16 protein-coding genes are annotated in these 21750 nt (G+C 61.4%); 1 reads left to right on the forward strand and 15 read right to left on the reverse strand.

What is annotated here, in order from left to right; translation table 11 throughout:
- Position 1: 1 nt before the first annotated feature.
- The gene (locus tag HWX08_RS11000; protein ID WP_174919547.1) at positions 2 to 1018 is read right to left on the reverse strand and encodes an MraY family glycosyltransferase; all 1017 of its coding nucleotides are present in this window, start codon (positions 1016 to 1018) and stop codon (positions 2 to 4) included.
- Positions 1019 to 1026: 8 nt separating this feature from the next.
- Positions 1027 to 1992, reverse strand: a complete 966-nt coding sequence (locus HWX08_RS11005) for an NAD-dependent epimerase/dehydratase family protein (RefSeq protein ID WP_174919693.1) — start codon at positions 1990 to 1992, stop codon at positions 1027 to 1029.
- A gap of 369 nt (positions 1993 to 2361) precedes the next feature.
- Between HWX08_RS11005 and HWX08_RS11010 the strand changes: the two genes are divergently transcribed.
- Complete coding sequence (locus HWX08_RS11010) at positions 2362 to 3786, forward strand: UbiA family prenyltransferase (protein ID WP_174919548.1); 1425 nt, start codon at positions 2362 to 2364, stop codon at positions 3784 to 3786.
- A 328-nt stretch (positions 3787 to 4114) separates the two neighbouring features.
- On the opposite strand, the gene HWX08_RS11015 is transcribed toward HWX08_RS11010, so the two are convergent.
- The 13 genes from HWX08_RS11015 to rfbD form a co-directional block, all read right to left on the reverse strand.
- On the reverse strand, positions 4115 to 5965 hold the full coding sequence (locus HWX08_RS11015) for a hypothetical protein (protein ID WP_174919549.1): 1851 nt from the start codon (positions 5963 to 5965) through the stop codon (positions 4115 to 4117).
- Positions 5966 to 6132: 167 nt separating this feature from the next.
- Complete coding sequence (locus HWX08_RS11020) at positions 6133 to 6480, reverse strand: hypothetical protein (RefSeq protein ID WP_174919550.1); 348 nt, start codon at positions 6478 to 6480, stop codon at positions 6133 to 6135.
- Between the two features lie 83 nt (positions 6481 to 6563).
- Positions 6564 to 7793 (reverse strand): glycosyltransferase, encoded by a 1230-nt coding sequence (locus tag HWX08_RS11025; RefSeq protein ID WP_174919551.1) that lies wholly within the window; start codon positions 7791 to 7793, stop codon positions 6564 to 6566.
- Positions 7790 to 8839: a glycosyltransferase family 4 protein gene (locus tag HWX08_RS11030; protein ID WP_244122732.1), complete on the reverse strand. Its 1050-nt coding sequence runs from the start codon at positions 8837 to 8839 to the stop codon at positions 7790 to 7792. The genes HWX08_RS11025 and HWX08_RS11030 overlap by 4 nt, the downstream gene beginning before the upstream one ends.
- A 52-nt stretch (positions 8840 to 8891) precedes the next feature.
- Entirely contained in the window at positions 8892 to 10043 is a 1152-nt protein-coding gene (locus HWX08_RS11035) for a glycosyltransferase family 4 protein (RefSeq protein WP_174919553.1), read from the reverse strand.
- On the reverse strand, positions 10040 to 10957 hold the full coding sequence (locus HWX08_RS11040) for an NAD-dependent epimerase/dehydratase family protein (RefSeq protein ID WP_174919554.1): 918 nt from the start codon (positions 10955 to 10957) through the stop codon (positions 10040 to 10042). The genes HWX08_RS11035 and HWX08_RS11040 overlap by 4 nt, the downstream gene beginning before the upstream one ends.
- On the reverse strand, positions 10935 to 11969 hold the full coding sequence (gene gmd / locus HWX08_RS11045) for a GDP-mannose 4,6-dehydratase (protein WP_174919555.1): 1035 nt from the start codon (positions 11967 to 11969) through the stop codon (positions 10935 to 10937). The genes HWX08_RS11040 and gmd overlap by 23 nt, the downstream gene beginning before the upstream one ends.
- Positions 11970 to 11984: 15 nt before the next feature.
- On the reverse strand, positions 11985 to 15695 hold the full coding sequence (locus HWX08_RS11050) for a glycosyltransferase (protein ID WP_174919556.1): 3711 nt from the start codon (positions 15693 to 15695) through the stop codon (positions 11985 to 11987).
- Complete coding sequence (locus HWX08_RS11055; RefSeq protein WP_244122733.1) at positions 15695 to 17062, reverse strand: methyltransferase domain-containing protein; 1368 nt, start codon at positions 17060 to 17062, stop codon at positions 15695 to 15697. The genes HWX08_RS11050 and HWX08_RS11055 overlap by 1 nt, the downstream gene beginning before the upstream one ends.
- A complete protein-coding gene (locus tag HWX08_RS11060) occupies positions 17029 to 18249 on the reverse strand; it encodes an ABC transporter ATP-binding protein (RefSeq protein WP_174919557.1) in 1221 nt (406 codons plus the stop codon). The genes HWX08_RS11055 and HWX08_RS11060 overlap by 34 nt, the downstream gene beginning before the upstream one ends.
- Positions 18249 to 19043 carry an ABC transporter permease gene (locus HWX08_RS11065; protein WP_174919558.1) on the reverse strand — a complete coding sequence of 265 codons (795 nt, stop codon included), beginning with the start codon at positions 19041 to 19043 and terminating at the stop codon, positions 18249 to 18251. The genes HWX08_RS11060 and HWX08_RS11065 overlap by 1 nt, the downstream gene beginning before the upstream one ends.
- Positions 19043 to 20491 (reverse strand): mannose-1-phosphate guanylyltransferase/mannose-6-phosphate isomerase, encoded by a 1449-nt coding sequence (locus tag HWX08_RS11070; protein WP_174919559.1) that lies wholly within the window; start codon positions 20489 to 20491, stop codon positions 19043 to 19045. The genes HWX08_RS11065 and HWX08_RS11070 overlap by 1 nt, the downstream gene beginning before the upstream one ends.
- 372 nt (positions 20492 to 20863) lie before the next feature.
- Positions 20864 to 21748: a dTDP-4-dehydrorhamnose reductase gene (rfbD, locus tag HWX08_RS11075; RefSeq protein WP_244122734.1), complete on the reverse strand. Its 885-nt coding sequence runs from the start codon at positions 21746 to 21748 to the stop codon at positions 20864 to 20866.
- Positions 21749 to 21750 lie beyond the last annotated feature (2 nt).

A 21750-nucleotide genomic window follows, 5' to 3' on the forward strand; every position in this document is an offset into this window, starting at 1 on the left:
CTCAAGAATTGTTTTCGGCGGCCGCTTGAAACCGGCGCCAACGCATGTCGATCAACCACCCGAACCATGCCAGGACGCCATACCACGCGAAGAACGACAGCCATTGCTGCAGTTCGGGGCGGCCCTTTGCCCACACGGCGAGAATTATGCCCGCGAGCATGATGAGGTACCAATACAGAGCGGTTCGACCGTGACTGATGCCCGATCGGACCATTCGTTGATAATAATGCTCGCGGTGCGCTTGCCAGAACTTTTCGCCGCGTAACAGACGTCTCAAAAGTGTTACAGATGCGTCGGCAATAAAGGGGGCGAACACCATCGCGGGGAACCAGATCGGCCAGACGTCGGTACGCCAGCCCCAGTAGCCTAGCGCACCGGCCAGGAATCCGAGCGGAATCGAGCCCGCGTCGCCGAGGAACAGCCGGGCCGGATGGAAGTTGAGCAGCAGGAACCCTCCCGCCGCTCCGGCCACTGCGGCGCCGGCCACGACGAGGTCGGGCGACGCCTGAGCGCCGTCGAACGCCGCGACCGCGTATGCGCCGAAGCCGAACAGCGCCATGCCGCCCGCGAGCCCGTCGGCGCCATCCATGAAGTTGTATAGATTCGTCAGCCAGACCATCGCGAAACCCACGCCGGCGAGCAGCCACCACGGTGCGTCGGCCGGAAACACGACGATCAGGGCGACGATTGCCGCAAGGTGCGCCGAGAACCGCAGGCGGGCCGGCAGCCCGCGCCGGTCGTCGATCTGGGATATCGCGGCGAGCCCCGTCGCGGCGACGGCAATCAGCCACAGCCGAGGCGTGAGTGCCAGCAATGCGACGACGCACACCGGCACGATGCCCCATCCACCGACACGTGGGGTCGGCAGCGCATGAAGCGAACGGTCGTTCGGAATGTCGGTGGCGAGGCGCCAGGCCAGCCCTGTGGCGAGTAACGTACGAAGAATCGTCGTCGAAGCGAGTGCGGCGGCCAAGGCCACCGCGGCCGTGGTGAGCCAGGTGGGATTCGCGAGAAGCATGTGCCTTATTATCGTGTATCGCGCGAACGATACCATGCGGCGGTCGCTTCGAGGCCCTGGCGGGTCGTGAAGGGCGGCTGCCAGTCGAGCACGCGCTTGATCCTGCTCGTGTCGAGCTCCAGGCTGCCCGTCAGGCGATCGATGGCCGCACTGCGGCCGGTCAGCTTGCCGGCTAGACGGAGCGCAGCGACCGGTACTGGGAAAAGCCGCGCCGGGCGACCAAGCACGTCGCCCACCATCGTCAGCAGCGCGGCGACCGAAGGCGGATCGTCGTCAGCGACGTGAAAGCACTCGTCCGCCGCACGCGAATCGGTCACGCAGTGCAGCAATGCATCCGCGAGATTGTCGACGCAGACGACGCTGCGACGTGCCGTGACGGCGCCGAGCGGTAACGGAACGCCACGTGCGACGGTATCCATCATCCGCAGGAAGTTCGCGCGCACCCGAGGGCCATACACCAGCGGCGGCCGGACCACCACCGTCTCGATGCCGCTCGCAGCGCCGAACTGCCGAAGCTGCACTTCTGCGTCATGCTTCGAACGGCCGTAGGGATCTTCCGGGCGAGCTGGCGAATCCTCGCTCAGCGGCCGACCATTGTCGGTCTCGCCAATCGCCTTGATGCTACTGACGAACACGATTCGACGCACGCCGTGCCGACGCGCGGCTTCCGCAACATGCAAAGTGCCGTCGACATTCATCGCACGAAATGCAGCATCCGGATCCGCAGCCGCGTCGTCCATCACATGGACACGCGCCGCGAGATGCACTACGCAGTCGACAGCGCCGGGCGCGGCCGCCCAGTGCGTTCCGATATCCCTGAATTCAGGGCTCGTATCGACCCATTCCTCGACACCGGCCGGCACCGCGCCGGCACGGCGGACAATGCCGGTCACCCGATGACCGTTTTCGATCAAGGTCCGGCATAGGGCTCGACCCACGAAGCCGCTCGCCCCCGTTACCACGACATGCATCAGCGATGTTTTCCACGCAAGCGGTTGGAGAAGTAGCATCAATGCGACGGATACTCGTGCGCGTCGCGTACATCACGCCGATGATGCCAATGAGGCCGACAGTATACAAGCTGGGCTCCGCGCGGTCGCCCTGCGCGGGGTGCCAGTGAGCCCGGACATCGCTCGACAGAACGGTGCCGACGCAGGCACATGCTCACGTCCGCCGCTGCAAGCGTTCAAGTGTCGCTGAGAAGCCGGGCGGCGTGCCCCAATGGATTGAAGCCCCCTGCTTTTTCCTGCATGATGGCGTCCAGTTTCAAATGAAAGCTGCCCCGAAGATCACGATTGGGTCGCAAGCAATCAATAAAACAAAGCTGACGACAGCACATGCACATGAGCAGCAGACCACTTGTTGTTGACCTCGATGGGACCCTGCTTCGCTCGGACATCCTCGTCGAGTCGGGATTCTCTTACCTGAAGTCCTACCCGCTCCGTTTCTTCTCCCCGCTCTTGTGGCTGGCCGGGGGCGGCAAGCCCGCACTGAAATCGGCGCTCGCCGCCCGGGTTGATCTCGACGTCAGCGTGCTTCCGTACGATCCGCAGATCGTCGCGTGGCTCGAGGAGGAGCGCGCAAGCGGGCGAACGATCGCCCTTGCCACCGCGAGTCACGAGAAGTACGCCCACGAGATTGCCCGGCATCTCGACCTGTTCGACGAAGTCTTTGCGACCGACGACCAGATCAATCTGTCTTCGCACATGAAAAAGGACCGGCTCGTGGCCCGTTTCGGCGAGCAGGGTTTCGACTATGCGGGTAACTCCCGGGACGACCTCCCCGTCTGGCGCGCAGCCGGGCGGGCATATGTCGTCAACGCGCCGGCCGCCGTCCGGCGCTCGGCGGAGAAAGCCGGTAACGTTGAACGCGTGTTCGAGACACGCCCTCCGGCCCTGAAGACGTGGGCCCGGTCCCTGCGCATGCATCAGTGGTTGAAAAACCTGCTGATTTTCCTGCCGCTGCTTGCCGGACACATGCTCGGGTCGACCCGATTGGCCGGCGATGCGGCGCTCGCATTCGTCGCCTTCGGTCTTTGCGCCTCGAGTGTCTATCTGCTCAACGACTTGCTCGATCTCGAGGACGATCGTCATCATCCGTCCAAACGCCGGCGCCCGTTTGCCAGCGGGGCGCTGCCGCTGATGTACGGACTCGCCGCGTTTCCCGTCCTGCTCGTCAGTGCTTTCACGCTGGCATTTACCGTACTGCCATGGCGATTCTCGGCCGTGTTGCTCGGCTACTATGCGCTGACGCTGCTCTACTCGACGCTACTGAAGCGACTGGTCATGGTCGACGTTGTGGTGCTCGCGATGCTGTACACCGTGCGCATCGTGGCGGGCACCACCGCGATCGCGGTGCACCTGACGTTCTGGCTGCTGGCCTTCTCGATGTTCATCTTTCTCAGCCTTGCCCTCGTCAAGCGCTACGCGGAACTACTTTCGATGAAGAAACGCGGACTGAGCCAAACGCGTGGACGCGGTTACATCGCAAGTGATCTCGAGGTGGTCTCGTCACTGGGGTGTGCGGCTGGGTATCTGTCCGTACTGGTGCTGGCGATGTACATCCAGGATCCGAAAACTGCACACCTCTACAGCCACCCGCAGATCATCTGGCTCGCTTGTCCGCTGCTGCTCTATTGGATCAGCCGTACATGGATCATCGCGCATCGCGGTCACATGCACGACGACCCGATCGTCTTCGCGGTTCGCGACTGGGTCAGCCTGATCGTGATCGCGCTGTGCGGCCTCGTCTTCTGGGCAGCCATCTGAGCGAGTTCGGGTCGGCGTCGTCCCCGCGACACCGCGCACGGCGAGTTGTGGCGGATTCCGATCGCCACGCCTCCTGAAGCGATACTACAAACCAACGAGCGGACGATGCCCCGATCGGAAGTTTGCCAATTCGCCCGCCAGCCGTCCCGAAAAGCCACTGATGACGTTTCGGTATCGTGGCCCTGGCGACTCGGCTTCGAAAGCGCGACGGCACGCCCATATTCCCGGACCTCGTCGCGCCTATCCTCCTTTTTTCTCTTATTGGCAAGCGCCGACATCGGGCTGGTGATCGCTCGTTTAGCGCAACGGCGACGGTCACCGCCGTTCGTCACCTGATGGTCAACGATGTCAACCCCATCGCCAACCGGCGGTCGTCGCCGCTAATGCCCAGAGCTTTCGGGCTAACCGGATCACGGAACTTGAAATCCAGCGTCAGCAGTTCCGCTCGCCCTGTACCCGATAATGCATTCTCGGGCACACGGATGTCGAACCGGTTGTCGTTGGAGGCGCTCAACACGACGGACCCGGAACTCAGTCCGTTTACAAAAACATCTACGCTCTGCTCCTTGCGCGCTGCATTCACAAGCGCATTTGCTTTGATCGAAATTGTGTCGATGCCGCCTTTTTTAAGCGGCAGAACAATGGAAGCGTCAGGTGCGTCAGACCACGTACCCCACGATTCCGGACTCGACCATCCGGAGCTCAAGTAGAGCTTCCCGCTGCCGGCATTATCGAAGGACAACGTATCGCCGCCGCCGACAGCCGGTGGCACTTCATAAGTCCCCTCACCACCGAATGGCGCCAGACATCCGCCTTTCAAATTGTAGTAGACCCATCCCTGTTCGACTCGGGACGTCGAACCAACGTAGTCGCCCACTCCCTTGCCGCCCCTACACTTGAAATCCACCACATTACTGTAGCCTTCATTCAGAAAAACCTTTCTGACCTCGCCGTTGCTTGCGTAGTAATAGATGGCCTTGTCATTCATCGCGCCGTCGACATGTCGCCCCCGTTCGATGAAAATCTCCGGAACAGGGTTGTAAAGACTCGGAAATCTATTCATGACCTTTTCGGCGGCGCGCGTGTAGTGCAAATAACTCCACCAGTCACCCTTGTAATAAGAGACATTCAAGGCAGAAAAGGCCACGACTCCGATGTACGCTATTGCTCTCCCGCTCGCACCATCGCTACTCAAGACCACCACGGCAAACAAAAGTGGGATACTTGCCCAATACGCGTAACGAAGAATGAATGACGCCCCGGAATTGAAATTCGTCGCCGAGATGGACGGTACGGCCAACACGATGGACGAGAGCACCAAAACCATCGCCACGACAATTTTTTTGGTCTTCAGCCTTTTTCCTGTAACTCCGCATACCACCATCGCCGGCACGATTACCAGCAACGGCCACAGCAGCACAATCGCACCCTGACACAGATCGAAGTAGAACGACCAAAGCCTTTCGAACGAGATCAGTCGGGCATCTGTAAACCCTGAACTTGCAATTAGATTTCCGACTCCGAAGTGAACAAAGAAGAATGAAATCGAAAGAAATGCAATAGCGATACATGCCGACCATTCCGCCACTTTCCGAACGGACGGTACGACAGATCTTGTTTTATGAAAATTAGTATAGAAGTCGAAAACCAGCAGTATGGCTACCAGAAACAAGGCCGGCGGATTCTGCTGCGCCACCATCGCGGCAGCAATAGATGCGATCACATATCGACGGTTCAGCGCCATTACCACGGAAACGGTCAGAAGCGACGCAGAAAAAACCTCAGGATGCGTCCAGCTGATGTAAGGAACTGTCCCGCAACTCCAATACAACGTCAGTAAAAATAGCCTTTTCTCAAAACCAACGTCGCGCCATGTGCAAATCGCGCAGGATGCGACGATGGCGAAAACAAGATTGGTGATGGTAAACGCCCAGGGCGTTGCGATACCGAACAGCTTGACCAGAAACAGAAAAGGCGCAACGAATAAAGAATAAAGCCAAAAATGATAAGAATAATATCGCCCATTCTTATCGCGAAAAAATGGGGGGGATGCGGTCGGCGAGCTTCGTCCGGCGACTTCCGAAACGTTCGTTTCAGCATCGCCTTTATACGACTGCACCTCTCGGTAATCTGCGGACGTTATGTCTGGCGTCCCATGATCCAGAAAAGCCTGGGCCATGAGGGTATATTCCAGTCCGTCTCCGGAAATGTTCGGCCGCACCTGCCGAACACTCAACCCTGCAAACAAAACAACCAGCGCCAGAGATATCCAGAAAAACTTCCTGCAAGAGAGCATCACATTCCCCCGAAAATACCCACAACGCGCCCGCATCGGGGTATTTTTTATTATTTAAATGAAATTATAAATATTCCGAGACACACAAAAGCCGCCCCGAGCATTGACGCCATCGACACCGACTGCGAAAGCATCATCCCGTACGCAAACAACAGCAAGATGGTCAATCCAACCATGACAGGATAAGCCACCTGCAACTGGATCGACTTCAGCGATATGGAATAGAAAATAAAACCAATTCCATAACATCCGATAGCCACCACTTTCAATCCCGTACCGCCCAGAAACTGCAAAAAACGTGCGCTGTCAGGCGACAGGTCAGCCGCCAGTTTCAAAAATACGCTCGCAGCAGCACTGGCAATGCTGCTCAGCACCAGCGTCAAATATCCATACATCATGCCCTCTCCCCACCCTGTCGAGCTTTGTTCACCCGGATCCGGAAGCCGGCAGTCCGACTTCCTGCGTCACGAAAAACCGCGCGTCAACCCGGCGCGCCGACACCCAGCCGGCGTGCCGTGCCCCCGGCCAGCAGCGCATCGACGCGTTCGACCAGTTCTCGCGTCATCTCGCTCCAGCCATGCTCCCGCTCGACGAATTTCCGTGCGCGATCGGCCATTTCCACGGCAGCCGATTCGTGCGCGATCAGCCACTCGATGCGCTCGACAAACGCCTCTGGCGTGTCCGCGATCAACAGATCCTGCCCGCTCGTCGCGCCCAAACCCTCATGCCCGAGCGACGTGGTAACGACCGGCAGCCCAAGGGCCATGTATTCGAGAATCTTGTTCTGCACACCCGCGCCGATCCGCATCGGACACACGCCGATCGACCCTTCGGCTGCGGCTTGCGCGACCGATGCGACGCGGCCGGTCACTTCGACGCCGTCATACGCGCGAAACCGCTCGGCCAGCGCGGGCGCAATGGAACCCACGATCCTGAAGCGATAGTCCGCACGCCTGCGCAGCAGCGGCAACACTTCCCCGGCAAAGAAATGGCACATGTCCTGGTTCTGGACCGTGCGCATATCGCCGATGAAAACCAGCAGACGGCCAGCCATCCTGCGCGCAATGTACGGCAAACCCGACAGATCCACGCCGTTCGAGCAGACCATCACATTCCTGCCCGACTCGCCGGGAAACAGGTAGTCGCGATCGGTCTTCGACACTAGCACCGACAGATCGAAATCGTTGACGATCGTACGCTCGTAGTCGAGCAGACGTTTCGCCTCGAGGCTGAACACGCGCGACTTGAGCCCGCGCGCGTTTCTCAATTGCTTGACTCGTCTATAGTTGAGCGAGATTGCATCGGTCATTTCTAGGATGCGCGGCTTGTCCGACTTGCGAACGTACTCGGCGCAGCGCACGAGATGAACGAACACCCCGTCGTGCGAAGGCAGCAATCGCGAGACGGCCGTCGCGAACGCGCGGCTCCGATAGTACGCCACCTGCAACGGTGTGCGAGTAGGCAACGCGAGCAACGTATTGACGTACGACCGCCGCCGGGACAGAAAAACTCGTTCGACACGATCGAACACCCCGTCGTCAGGCAGTTCGGCGTACAGTTCTTCGTCGGTCTCGCACAGGCTCAGCAACGTCAGCGAGTAATGGCGGGACAGCATCCGGCACAGGTGATAGATCCGCAACTTGTCCCCACCGATCACCGGATACGGAAACCGGGGGGTCAGCACCAGCAATTTCTTCCTGTCCCGGCTCATGACAGACGCGCCCAAAAAGCGTCGAGCGCAGGACGCACGGCCGATTCCGAGAAGGATTGTGCGCGCGCCATGCCGTCGCCGACGGCCACATCGTAGCGCGTGCCGTCGCACCATACCTTGCCGATCTGTTCAGCCATTTCTTCCACCGAATAGGGATCGAATTGCAGCCCGCAGCCGCCGGCGATTTCAGGCATCGAAGTCGTGTTGCTGCACGCAACCGGCGTACCCGACGCCATTGCCTCGAGCAACGGAATACCAAATCCTTCGAATAACGAAGCAAACACGAACGCATGGGCACGCCGGTAGTGCTCGCGCAGTTCGCTCCGAGATACGTAACCGAGCAGTTCGACGACACCCGCGAGTCCGAGCGCGTCCGCCTGCCCGAGAAAATACGCGTGATGTTCGGACTTGATCCCGGCGATCCGCAGCATGGCGTCGTTGCCGAGCGCCGGCCGGGCAATGGCGAACGCCTGCAGGAGACGCTCGACGTTCTTGCTCGGCGCCTCGCCCGCGACCGTGAACAGATACGGCTCGCGCGCCGCCCGACTCAGCGGCGGCGCGAACCAGTCGTCGGAAATCGTGCAGGGAATGACATGCACGTCGTCCTCACGCAACCCGAGCTTCTCTACCAGCTCGCGCTGCGTAAATCGCGAGATGGTCAACACGACGTCCGCTCGGCATGCCAGACGAGGCACGACGTGCCGTCGGTAGACGCGACCGGCAGTCTGGTATAGCGATCGCGCCGGCGGCAACTCGCGCCACGGCTTCATGTAGATCAGGTCATGGACGACCGCGATCAACCGGGTGTTGCCGATGGAGCGCAGCGGCCCCGTGTTGTACGGGCACAGCAGATAGTCGAGCTTCTGCTCGCGACACCGGCGAGGCAACTCGACCTGCTCCCACCACGGAAAGAAACCGTGCCCCTTGCTGACGCACGGCCATTCGTCGGCCCGCACGCCGCTCGGGCCCAGCCCGAGCACCGACGCACCGACCGGCGCCACCAGTTGCCTGGCGAACCGGCCCATGCCCCGGTAGTTGCCGACCATCCACGTGATATCGACCCCCAATTTCACGCGGCGCCCCTCGAAACGAATTGGCTCATGAACTACGTGTCCCGTCCAAAACAGCCTGGTAGACGGCCAGCGTCTTTTCCGCGCAGGCCGGCCAGTTCAGCTCGCGCGCCCGCACCAGCCCGGCTTCGCGCAGCACGTCGGCCGTACTAGGTTGCTCGACGATCATTCTCATGCCGTCGGCGATTTCGCCCGTCTGCAACGGATCGACGAGAATCGCCGCATCGCCCGCGACTTCGGGAACGGACGTCGTGCTGGACGCCACGACCGGCAATCCCGACGCGAAGGCTTCCACGACCGGCAGCCCGAAGCCTTCGCACAGCGACGCGAACACGAGCGCGCTGGCCGACTGCATCAGCGCGCGCACGTCGTGATCGGGCAGATACTGGAGCCAGCGAACGCTGCCTTCGCCGTCTGCGCGCAGGCGTGCAACGAGTTGTTCGCAGCCCCACCCGGCCCGACCGACGATGACCAGCGGTATCGCGCGACGCAGGTCCACCGGCAAGCTCGCGTGCGCGTCGAGCACCCGCTCGAGGTTCTTCCGCGGTTGCAGCGTCCCCACACACAGGAAGAATTGCGTCGGCAAGCCAAGCCGCTTCAGTACCTCGGCGCGCTCGGCTTGATCGATCCGTTCGAAGAAACGAGGATGCACGCCCAGCGGAACGACGGAAATCCGTTCCGGCGCAATACCGAAATGCTCGACGATTTCCCGCTTCGAATAATCGGAGATCGTGATCACATGGTCGGCCCAGGTTCCCGAGCGACGCAACAGCCAGCGGCGCAGCGCCGCCAGCCGAATCGTCGTCCATTCCGGATGCGACAGCGGAATCGCGTCCATCAGCGTCGCAATGACCGGTATCGAAGACAGTTTGGGAATCAGGTGATCCGTCGCATGAAACACGTCCACGCGTTCTGCGCGCAGCGCCTTTTCGTCGATGGACGTCCAGGGTGTCACGGCGCCCAGCACCGTCGCGACCTCATGCCGGCCGAGATTGACTGGTGGCCGAGCCCCCGGAAACACATCGTTGCCGGCAACCGCACCAAAGCCGGCGGGAACGAGACCGATCCCGCCCCGCGCCAGCAGCGCCCGTCCCAATTCGCGGGTATACGAACCGATGCCGTCAACACCGCCATGCGCACTGCTCCGGGCCAGCGCAGTCGTACCGAATCCAACCTTCACCCACGCCCTCCGCCAAACATCCAGCGCAGCGTGCTTTCCAGCGGAATATCCTCGAGCGGCCCGACCGCGGCCCGCAACCGCGAGCCGTCGCCCTGCAATCGACGCACTTCGTTCGCGCGCACGAAAGCCGGATTGACGCGCACCTCGATCGAGTAACCGGCGATCTGCTCCATCAGCGCGATCACCGACTTCAGCGACACGGCCCGGCCCGAGCAAACGTTGAATACGCCACCGGCGGGTGCGAGTTGCAGCAGACGCCGATACGCATCCACCACGCGGCGCACGTCGGAAAAATCGCGCTCGACATCGATGTTACCGAGCTCGATCACACGCTCGCCGCGCTGGAAATGACCGACGATCTTCGGCAGCAGGAACTGCGGCGACTGACCGACGCCCGTGTAGTTGAACGGGCGTGCGACGACGATCGGCAGCTTGTCGCGCCAGAGGCGCGCCATGTACTCCATCGCCAGCTTGCTGACCGCGTAGTCGTTCGCCGGATTCGGTTCGACCGATTCGTCGATGACCTCGACCGCCGCGTTGCCGTAGATGTTGGCGCTGCTGGCCAGCAAAACCGCCTTCGGACGGTTCTCATGGTTCGCGAGCGCCTCCAGCAGGTTGCGCGTGCCGACCACGTTCGTGCGGTAGATCGCGTCGGCGTCCCCGTGTGCAACGAACGCGATCGCGGCGAGATGCGCGACCACATCCGGCTGCACATCGGCGACGACTTTCGCCAGTTCCGCGCGGTCGCACAGATCCACCCGATACATGTCGGCCCCGGTCGCTTCGGCACCGTGCGCGGTGCCGAACACGCGATAGCCGGCCGCCCTCAGCGACTGCGCCAGATAGTCGCCGGTAAAGCCGCCGAGCCCCGTGACCAGCGCGCGCGGCGCGTCAGAACGAGAAGCCACGTTCATTGCGTCGCAGATCCGCTTCAACCATCATCGCGCACAGCTGCTCGAGCGTCGTCTTCGGCTCCCAGCCCAGCTTCTGCTTCGCCTTCTCCGGATTGCCGATCAACAGGTCGACCTCGGCCGGGCGATGGAACTTCGGATTGACGCGAACCACCGTCTTGCCGGTCGCGACATCGACGGCGATCTCGTTCGCATCGCTGCCCTTGAATTCGAGGTCGACGCCGGTCGCCTTGAACGCCATGCGGACGAAGTCACGCACGGTTTCGGTACGGTTCGTGGCGAGCACGAACGTATCCGGCTCGTCGGCCTGCAGCATGCGCCACATGCCTTCGACATATTCCTTCGCGAAGCCCCAGTCGCGCTTCGCATCCATGTTGCCCAGTTCGAGCACGTCGAGCTGGCCGAGCTTGATCTTGGCGACGGAGTCCGTGATCTTGCGCGTGACGAATTCGCGGCCGCGCAGCGGCGACTCATGATTGAACAGGATCCCGCTGCAGCCGAAAATGTCGTAGCTCTCGCGGTAATTCACCGTGATCCAGTGCGCATACAACTTCGCCACGCCATACGGGCTGCGCGGATAGAACGGCGTCGATTCGATCTGCGGAATCGCCTGTACCTTGCCGAACATTTCAGACGTGCTCGCCTGGTAGAAGCGAACCTTCGGATTGACGATGCGGATCGCCTCGAGCAGGTTCAGCGGACCGACGCCGGTGATCTCCGCGGTCGTGACCGGCTGGTCGAACGACACGCCGACGAAGCTCTGCGCCGCGAGGTTGTACACCTCGGTCGCGCCGGTCGTCTGCAGCAGGCGAATGCTCGCCGACAGGTCGGTCAGGTCGTATTCGACCAGGTGCAGGTTCGGATGCTTGGCGATGCCCAGCTCTTCGATACGCCAGAAATTCACCGAGCTGGTGCGACGATAGGTACCGTAGACGGTGTAGCCCTTGTCGAGCAGGAGTTCGGCGAGATAGGCGCCGTCCTGGCCGGTGATGCCGGTAATGATGACTGTCTTCATAGTGATGCTCTTTCCTTACGAAAGTGATGCGCTTTTTGTAAAAAGCTTCGCCAGGTCGCGAGAACTTTGGGCCCAGGTCAAATAAGCCATGGCTTCGGACGAAGGCGCCTGCCCCCTGCTTTCAAGTTCCAGCCAGGCGTTGATTTCAACGGCCAGATCCTGACCGGTCTCACTGGAGAAATAATAGGCATGATCTCCAGCGACTTCCCGGAACACCGGGATATCCCGGGCAATGATGGGAATCCCGTGTTGAGCCGCCTCGATCAACGGAAGGCCGAAGCCCTCTCCGTATGAGCCGGCAATCAAGCACGACGATGCGGCGTAAAGCGCTTCCAGATATTCGTCGCTGATACCCTCCATCCAGAACAGGCGCCGGCCGAGTTCCGGATGCTTCTTCAGCCGCGGGACCAGATCCCCCACCAACCAACCTTGCTTGCCCACCAGGACAAGGTTGACCTGCCGATTTTCCTGCCAGAGCCGTTCGAATGCATCCAGGATCTGCGCATGCCCCTTGCGAGGCTCCAGCGTCCCGACCATCAGGAAGGATGGCGATTGCTTCAGCGTCGCCAGCAAGTTCCCGGCATCGGCGGGAAGTCCCATCGACGCGACAGAATTTTGAATATCCGCACCCAGGTGGAACCAGTCGATCGCGAAGCGGGCTGCGCGCTCCGGCGCATGTTGCGCCATCCATCGAGCCAGATCGCCCGCAACGGCCTCCGAAATGCAGAACGCCCCGTCGCTCTCCGCGACGACGTCCAGCCACTTGGCGAAATTCTCGGCGACGCCGGGGCCGAAATATTGGGGCAGGAAAATGCACAGCAGGTCGTATACAACAAACTTGACCTGCACGCCCTGGTGCCGGAGCTTCTGGTAGAACGCACGCTGCGCCGGCACGAGCTCCGGCGCGAGGTCCAGGCCGAGAAACATGTCGCCCGGCCCGTAATCGACAGGCGCGTCATGCAGCCACGCGTCTTCGAAACCCATCAGCTTGGCCGTAAATCGGCGGGCATAGGTATACGACTGCGCCGCCGTCGCATAAACCGGCTCCACCCTGAACCCGGCGGGGGGATGCTCCAGCCATTCCTTGACAAGACTCCTCACCACCCGCTGGATGCCGCTTTTCGCATCGTGCCGAGCGAGTTCGGAAATATCCACCAGCAGTTGCCGCTTCGCGTTGCGCGGCACGACGTTGCGGGCCATGGCCAGCGCGGCCTGCTGCAACTGGTTGTCCTCGGTGGCGCCTGCCTCGGCGATGATCGCGCGTGCCAGCATCGCGGGATGAGCCAACCCGGCAACATGGAAGCGCTCGATTGCATCGCGATACTGTTGCGCGCACAGATCCGGCGCGTGGCGACTGACGATGAGCTGCCGTGCGGTTCGACCCAGTTTCGTCCGCAACTCGGTATCGGTGCGCAAGGTTTCCAGCGCCTCGACGAGTTGCTGCTCGGTAAACGCGTCCGGCAGTTTCCATACCGCATCGTCGTCGAGGTCGGCCATGCTGCCATTCGCGTTGACGATGACGGGCTTGCCGTAATTCATGCAATCCAGCACGGCTGCGGACGTCTCGCCTCTCGACAACGTTCGCAACTGCACGCCGACATCGGCGGCTGCAAGATACTGACGGAAAACCGAAGCATCCGCCCAGCCTGTAATCCGGATGTTGGCATTCGAACCGAGATTGCGGATCAGGCGAGACACGTCCTGCCCGTATTGCCCCGAATGATTCTCGCCGACGAAAACCAGATGACAAGTCGAATCCTTGACCAGATTCGAAGCAGACCAGGCCTTCAGCAGCTCGAGATTCAGCTTCATCGGCCCAAGCAATCCGAATGCGCAGACCAGATAGTCGCTTTCTCCGATGCCGAGCGCAGCGCGCGCGCCGAGTCTGTCGAAATCGACGTCGGTCGCACGAGCCAACGGAATCTCGACCCAGTCATCGACATCGCCGCCATACCAATGCATGGCCTGGCGTTTCGAATTCTCCGAGTGAACGATCAGGCCCAGACTCTTCTGAATGACCTCCAGGCTGCACGGGTATTTCCAAACGATGTCAGCGGGGTCTGCATTCCGATGACGTTCGGCCAATCCTGCGTAGCCGTGGTTCTCATACAAAGCCTGCGACCAACTGCCCGGCAGCCATCCCTGGCTGTCCATTTCCGCAACGATGCCGGACAGGAAAAAGTCATGCAGGACCACCACCCCGGGAACGACGTCCAGAAGCGGGAACATATAACGATGGAACGACGAATTGCCAAAGTGATAGACGACACGGTCATACAGGCCGGCATTGTCCAGGAACCACTGAGGAGACCTCACCGTCACGCCATCGAACTGCGGATTCCCCGCGGTATCAGGGTCGACGATGACGTCGATGTCGTAGAAATGCGCAAGCTCGGGTAGCAGTTCGGCACTGTAGTCCGCAATACCGGTGCGCGCAGGCGGCAGCGGAGAGACATAGGCGAGCTTCGGGCGCTGCGACTCGTGTCGATGCGTGGGCTGCTTGCCCCGGGCATGCCACTGCTCCATGGCCGCGATGGTGCGGCGTGCGCTTTCGTCCCACGAAAACCGGCGCGACTGCTCTTTCCCATGCCGAATCAAGGCTTCCCGGAACGGCGCATCGGTCAGGCCGCGATGTATCGCGTCGGCAATCGCCGCGTCGGAGTGCGGATCGAACAATGCATCGTCCCAACCGATGACTTCCGGCAAACTGGACGTGTTGGCGCCAATGACGGGCGCCCCGCAGCGCATCGCCTCCAGCGCGGGCAAACCGAAGCCCTCGTGCCACGACGGGAAGACAAACAGCGTGCACAGGTTGTAGAAATACAGCAAATCCTCGTCCGGAACGAATCCGGTCAGCACCACCTCGCCCTGGCTCAGGCCATGCTGCTGCGCGAGGCGCTCGAGTTCTTGCCGATTCGCGGGTTGCACCGAACACACGATCGCCAATTGGTGATCACGTCGTACCGCTTCAGGCAAAAGCGCATAGGCCCGAATCAGGCCTTCGACGTTCTTGCGGTGATCGATGCCGCCGGTGTACAGGACAAACGGTTTCGTCAGCCCATATTGCTTGCGCAGCGCCGCTTCCCGTTCCGGGGAAACGTCGATGGACTGGAATGCATCGTCTGCATCGGTGCCGATGTTGACCGAGCAGTCCGCGGGTAGCCCCAGATGCTCAATGCCTTCCCGACGCGAGGACTCCGAAATACCCAGCCATAAATCGGCCCGGCGCAGATGCTCGATCTTTTCCAGGTACCAGGACTTGATGACCGGATTGTTCAGATACGGATCGGGGTTGATATACGGAATCAGGTCGTAAAGCGTGACCGCGACCGGAATGTCGTGCTGCAGGCGATGGACGCTCGTGACCGCGTCGTCGCCAAGCCCTTCGAACAGACTCGTGACATAAATGAAATCCGGCTTCAATGCGCACAGGAAGGACTCGAATCCCAGCTCCGCCGCATGCCGCCGCCAATCGTTCGATTTTTCGACATGCGCCACGGGGGCGGCAGCGTGCCAGACCCGAATGTTCTCGAGCGGCAGCACGTTCGAAAACGCCTCGCGAATGGGCTCGATGGTCTCGGGAAACAGGTCGCTCAGCGCCAGAAAAATCTCGTGCTCTCCGCGATTGCGCACCAGGCCCTTCGCAATCGCCTGCGTGTAACGGCCGATGCCTCGATTGCGCGAACCGGTGCTCTGCGCACCTTGCATATCGATGACGATCCGCATCACGCCCCCTCCTTCTTGCTGTAGCGCTTCGCCGCAAAAGCCATTGCAGCATGGATTTGTTGCGCGCGCGGGCTCAGGCTTTCCGGCGGCAAGTCGGGCCGCGGACGATAGGGGTTCACAGTCCCGGAAACAACGGGAATCAATCGTTGCTTGAGACCGGGAAAACGATTGAGCACGGAAACGGCGAACCGCCTGAACGAAGGATGCTTGTCGCCGAATCGTGCAGCCTGCTGAATAATGCGCTTGAGTCCAGCCTTGAAAACCGTCTTCCCCTGGCCCTTCAGCACAAGCGCCACAATCCGAAGCGGCCGAGTAATTTTCCACGACGTGCTGTGATACATGGCATGCAGTTGAGCATGCGCCTGATGCATCATGGCCTCGGCCTGTTCGAGCCGTGCCTGCAGTTCAAGCACCTGGCGCTCGTCGACAAGCTGGCGTCGCTCCTCGATACGCTGATATCGCTCCTCTGCGGACGTCAACTGCTCCGTCACCGTCTGCAGACGGTCGATCAGTTCGCTCCACCGCTTTGCGGAAAGCCGCATCGCCTCCTCCGCACGCTCCACCTTCGCGTCGACATGAGAAAGATTCGCGGCAAGCCGTGTTTCGTAGCGATCGGCGAGGGTGTCGATCGTCAGGCCGTAGTCGGCATCGAATGCCGAATCGAACTCGCCTTGCGTCGAGCCGGCCTCCTTCTGCGCAACGATCGCATAATCGGGGCTCACGCTACCGAGAATGTTCAACAGGTGCACCTTCGTCTGCGCATCGTGCAACGCCTCGGGCTCCTGCAGGCGCACCACCTTCACCCGATCGAACCCCGCGTGCTCGGCAACGAACGAAAGCAGCAGCGGCGGCACCGGCTTCTGATGCGACGGATCGATGTAGAAATTGCACGTCGCGACCGCGATATTCTCCGGATTGGGCGTCTCGAGTATGAGCAGGCCACCGGGTTTCAACACGCGCAGCGCTTCGCTCACGAGCGTCTTCAATTGCTCGAAGCTCACGTGTTCGACGACGTGAAAAGCCGAGATCAACGCATGGCTGTTCGAGTCGAGCGTCGCGAGATGCGCGATCGCGTCGCCCTTCGATACCGGCAGATTTCGCTCACGGCACGCCTCGAGCATTTCGTCGTCGAGATCCACACCCGACGCGACAAATCCGGCCTCGATCATCAGCTCCAGCCACTCGCCGCGACCACACCCGACGTCGAATGTCATCGCGCCCGGATGCAACGACGCCAGCGGCTGGAAGAACGCTGCGTATTTCGCCAGCCGGCTTTTGATCAGATCTCGCGACCCGCGATGCCGGTCCTCGAACGCACGATAAAAACTGTCCACTACGGCAAACTCCTCACCGTCGTCGGCAGCCACGCCACACCGACGAAGTCATCCATCTTTATGTTCACGACGTTGAACACCAGCGCGTGATCCCGCCACTGGTAGTTGTTTGCAAGATGCGCATCGCCCGTGTGCAACGCAACGGCGACCGAGTAGCTGCCCACGCCGATATTCGCCAGGAATTCGAAATGCAATTCCACCGTCTGGCCTTCGGCGAGATCGACCAGCACCTGCTTCAGGTGATAAGTATTCGTTCCGAACACCGTCTGCCCGAGCCGGTCCTTGATCATGTACCCGACGACCAGCTCCGGAATCGCCTTGACGCATTTGACCTTGACGCGCAACGCGACTGGCTGCGCGACGCCAATGATCTCGACCGGCTGGCCGGACTGATCGAGCAGCGTGACCTCGTCGATCAGCGCCTCGCCGGTTCCCGAAATGGTCTGCACCGCGCCGCTGTCCAGCTTTTCCTGCCTGACCTCGCTGTTCTCGCGGTCGGCCAGCATCGCGTTGTAGTAGTCCATGACTGCCTCGGGCGGCCCCTCCATCTCCAGCCGTCCCGCATTCAGCAGGATCGCGCGATCGCAAATGGCCTGAATCGCAGCCTTGTCGTGCGCAACGATCAACAGCGTCGTGCCCTGCCTGCCGAACTCGCGGATGCGGTCGAAGCTCTTGTGCTGGAAATAGGCATCACCGACGGACAGCGCTTCGTCGACGATCAGCACGTCGGGCCGGCGAGCCGTCGCGACGCTGAACGCGAGACGCATCTGCATGCCGCTGGAATAAACGCGCACGGGTTGATCGATGTATTCGCCGATTTCGGCAAACGCCTCGATCTCCGGCATCATCGCAGTCAGTTCGTCGACGCTATAGCCCAGCAACTGACCGGCCATCATCACATTCTGCCGACCAGTGAAATCCGGATGAAACCCCATCCCCAGCTCGAGCAGTGCGGCGACGCGCCCGGTCATAGTCACGCTGCCGACGGTCGGCTGTGTGGTCCCGACGATCATTTTCAGCAGCGTGCTCTTGCCCGCGCCATTGATACCGATAATGCCGATCGCCTCGCCGGCGCGCACCGAAAAATTCAGGTCACGCAGCACCCAGTGAAGCTTGTGATGCTGCTTGCGACGCGGGTCCATCCACTCGACGAGTCGCGACCAGCGCGTCGGGTACTGCTTGTAGGCCTTGCCCAGATTGGTAACGGTAATGGTGCCCATCAGAGTTCATCCACCATTTCGCCCGCATGCTTGCGGAACAGGCCGAGGCCAAAAAGACACAGGCCGACGCCCAGCGCGGCCGGCAGCCAGAGCGTCTGCCAGTCCGGCCATACACGCTGCACCAGCACGACCTGGAACGACTGAATTACTGGTGCCATCGGATTGAATCGCATCGCCGACTTCACGGTCTCCGGGAGGATGTTGACCGAATAGACAATCGGCGTCAGCCAGAACCAGAAATTCAGCACGATCCCGAAGAACTGCCCGACATCGCGGAAAAATACGTTCAGTACGCCCAGCGTGACGCCAAGACCAATTGCGAACAGTGTCATCACCAGCAGCACCGGAAAAATCGCGAGGTACGAAATGCCGGGGAAATTGCCGCTGATCACCAGGAACGTGGTAAACAGCGCGAACACGATCACGAAACTGACCAGCGCATTGGCGACCACGATCACCGGCAGGCACAGCCGCGGAAAACTCAGCTTCTTCAGCAAATTGGCGTTGTCAATGAAAGCAGTTTGCCCGCGACTGACGACTTCCACGAACATGCCCCACGGCAGAACGCCAGCGCACAGGTGAACGCTGTACGCGAAGGTACTGTCCACGCCGGGCAACCGGGCATGCATCACCCGCGAGAAGATCACCGTATAGACGACGATCATCGCGAGCGGATTGAGGACGGTCCATGCCGCGCCCAGCAGGGAATTACGGTACTTGGACTGGAATTCCCGCTTGACGCTTCCCAGAATGAAGCCGCGATAGGCCCACAGGGCTCTCAGCATGCCCAGCATCAAGCCCGCCCGTACACATCTTGGAAGCGAACGATGTCGTCCTCTCCCAGATACTCGCCACTCTGCACTTCGATCATCACGAGGTCCAGCACGCCCGGATTCTCGAGACGATGCTTGTGGCCGGCGGGAATATACGTGGACTCGTTGGTCCGGACAAAGATCTCCTGGTCGCCGTTGACGACCTTGGCCATCCCGCTGACGACGATCCAGTGCTCGCTGCGGTGGTGGTGCATCTGCAGGCTCAGGCTCGCACCCGGCTTGACTTCGATGCGCTTGATCTTGAACCGCGGGCCTTCTTCCAGCACCGTGTAGGTGCCCCACGGACGGCTCACGGTGCGGTGCAGCTTGTACGCGTCGTGATTGCGTTTCTTCAGGCGGGCGACCACCTGCTTCACATCCTGCGCGCGGTCGGGGTGGGCGACCAGCAGCGCGTCCGGCGTATCGATAATCATCAGGTCGGCCACGCCGACCGACGCCACGACGCGATCCTGCGTCTGAACGTACATGTTGCGGCTATCGACGAAGATCGCATCGCCGACGGCCCGGTTGCTGTCCTGGTCGGGCTCGACCAGATCACGCACCGCGCCCCACGAGCCGATGTCGCTCCAGCCGAAGCTGGCGGGCACCACCGCCACGTTCGACGAGCGCTCCATCACTGCATAGTCGATCGAGATGTCGGGCATCTTCTCGAACGAATCGGCCGGAATCTCGAGCATCTGCGTCGACGTCTTGTTGCCTTCCTGCAGCGCTGCCCAGCATGCCTCGGCGGCCGCGGCGACATCCGGTGCATGACGGGCCATCTCGTCGAGAATGACGCCGGCCTTGAAACAGAACATGCCCGAGTTCCACAAGTAATTGCCGGCTGCCAGGTACTCCGCCGCCTTTGCCGCATCCGGCTTCTCGACGAAGCGCAGCGCTGCCCGGCCAGCCCCGACCGGCTCTCCTGCTTCGATATAGCCGAAGCCGGTATCCGGGCTCGTCGGCACGATACCGAACGTCACCAGCCGGCCCTGCTTCGCGAGTTCGGCCGCACTCGCGACGGCCGCCACGAAGCCCTTCTGGTCTTGCACGAGGTGATCGGCCGCCAGCACGAGCATCAATGCGTCGCGTCCGTATTTCTCAGCGACATGATGCGCCGCCATTGCCACGGCGGGCGCCGTGTTGCGACCGGCCGGTTCGAGCATGAATACGCCGGGCCGCTGTTCGCCGAGCGCCGCGCCCACGAACTCGTCCTTGCTCATGAAGTAGTAGTCGCGGTTGGTGACCGTCAGCAACTCTCCCTGCGACGCGTCCTCACCGCCGCCTACCACCGCGGCAGCGCGGCGGTAGGTTTTCAGCAGCAGACTCTCGCCATCGGCGAGCTTCATGAACGGTTTGGGATGCCCTTCGCGAGAGACGGGCCAAAGTCGCGTACCGGCACCACCGGACAGGATGACGGGGATTAACATCACATTCACTCCACATTTAGTATTCATTGGCGAAGCCAACGCCTTCGCCACTTACATCCATACACCCGCCGGCTTGGTTGCCAGTCGGTCATGCGAGACCCGGCCGGAACGGAATTATAGCCGGCACCACTCCCCCCGAAAACGACGGTTGACCCGGAACGGCCGCCAGGCAAGGCCCGACGACGCCTTCCGCGCAATCGTTCGCCCTCGCGTCGTCTCCCCCGGCGGGAACAACCGGACGTTACCGCCCTGTCACATGCCGCGGCAAATGTGTCAGACCAGGCACCATCCCTGGTCCGCGAGCGATCCGCTGCGATCTTTATTAGGGTCTGATCCTGCTCGACAGTCAGCACATACGCAGGGAGACAGGGATCATTCGGCCAGACACAGCGCCAGTGCCTCACGCCAGTGCGGCATTTGCAGTCCGAACGTTGCGCTCAGCTTGTCGAGCGCCAGCCTCGAATTCGCGGGTCGCTTCGCCGGCGCTGGATAGTCGGACGACGTGATCGGTACGACTTTCGGCGCATCCAACGCCATCGCGGCCGCAAAGATGGCTTCGGCAAAACCGCACCACGACGTGGCACCGGCCGAGGTCAGGTGATAGACGCCGGATCGGCGCGCCCACCAGTCTGCCTCGGTCGATGCGTTGCCCTGCGCGACGATGTGCGCCGTGGTGGCGGAGATGGTCTTCGACCACGTCGGTGCGCCGACCTGGTCCGCGACGATCCGCAGCTCCGGTCGCTCGGCGCCCAGCTTCAGCATCGTCAGCAGGAAGTTCCTGCCGCGCCGGCCATACACCCAGCTCGTTCGAAGGATCAGATGCGCGCAGCCGGCCGCCGCAATCGCCAGTTCGCCGTCACGCTTGGTCGCGCCATACACATTGGCGGGATTCGTCGCATCGGTTTCCGCGTATGCCTCAGTGTTCGTACCGTCGAACACGTAGTCAGTCGAATAGTGAATGAGCGCGCCGCCGCCGCGCGCCATCTCCTCCGCGAATACACGCGGCAGGTCGGCATTCAGGCGGCGTGCGGCATCGACATCGGTCTCTGCCTGATCCACCGCCGTATACGCGGCAGGGTTGACGATCAGGGACGGCTTCACGTCCCGCACGAACGTGCGCACGCGCGCGAGATCGGACAGATCGAGTGTCGACCTGTTGCACGGCACCACACGCCCGAGCCCCTGCAGCGCCCGCAACAGCTCGAAACCGATCTGTCCGTTCACTCCCGTCACGAGGATCGTCGGTGCGGCGTTCATGT

Origin of the sequence: Burkholderia metallica (genome assembly GCF_902832845.1) — a bacterium.
Classification (GTDB): Bacteria; Pseudomonadota; Gammaproteobacteria; order Burkholderiales; family Burkholderiaceae; genus Burkholderia; species Burkholderia metallica.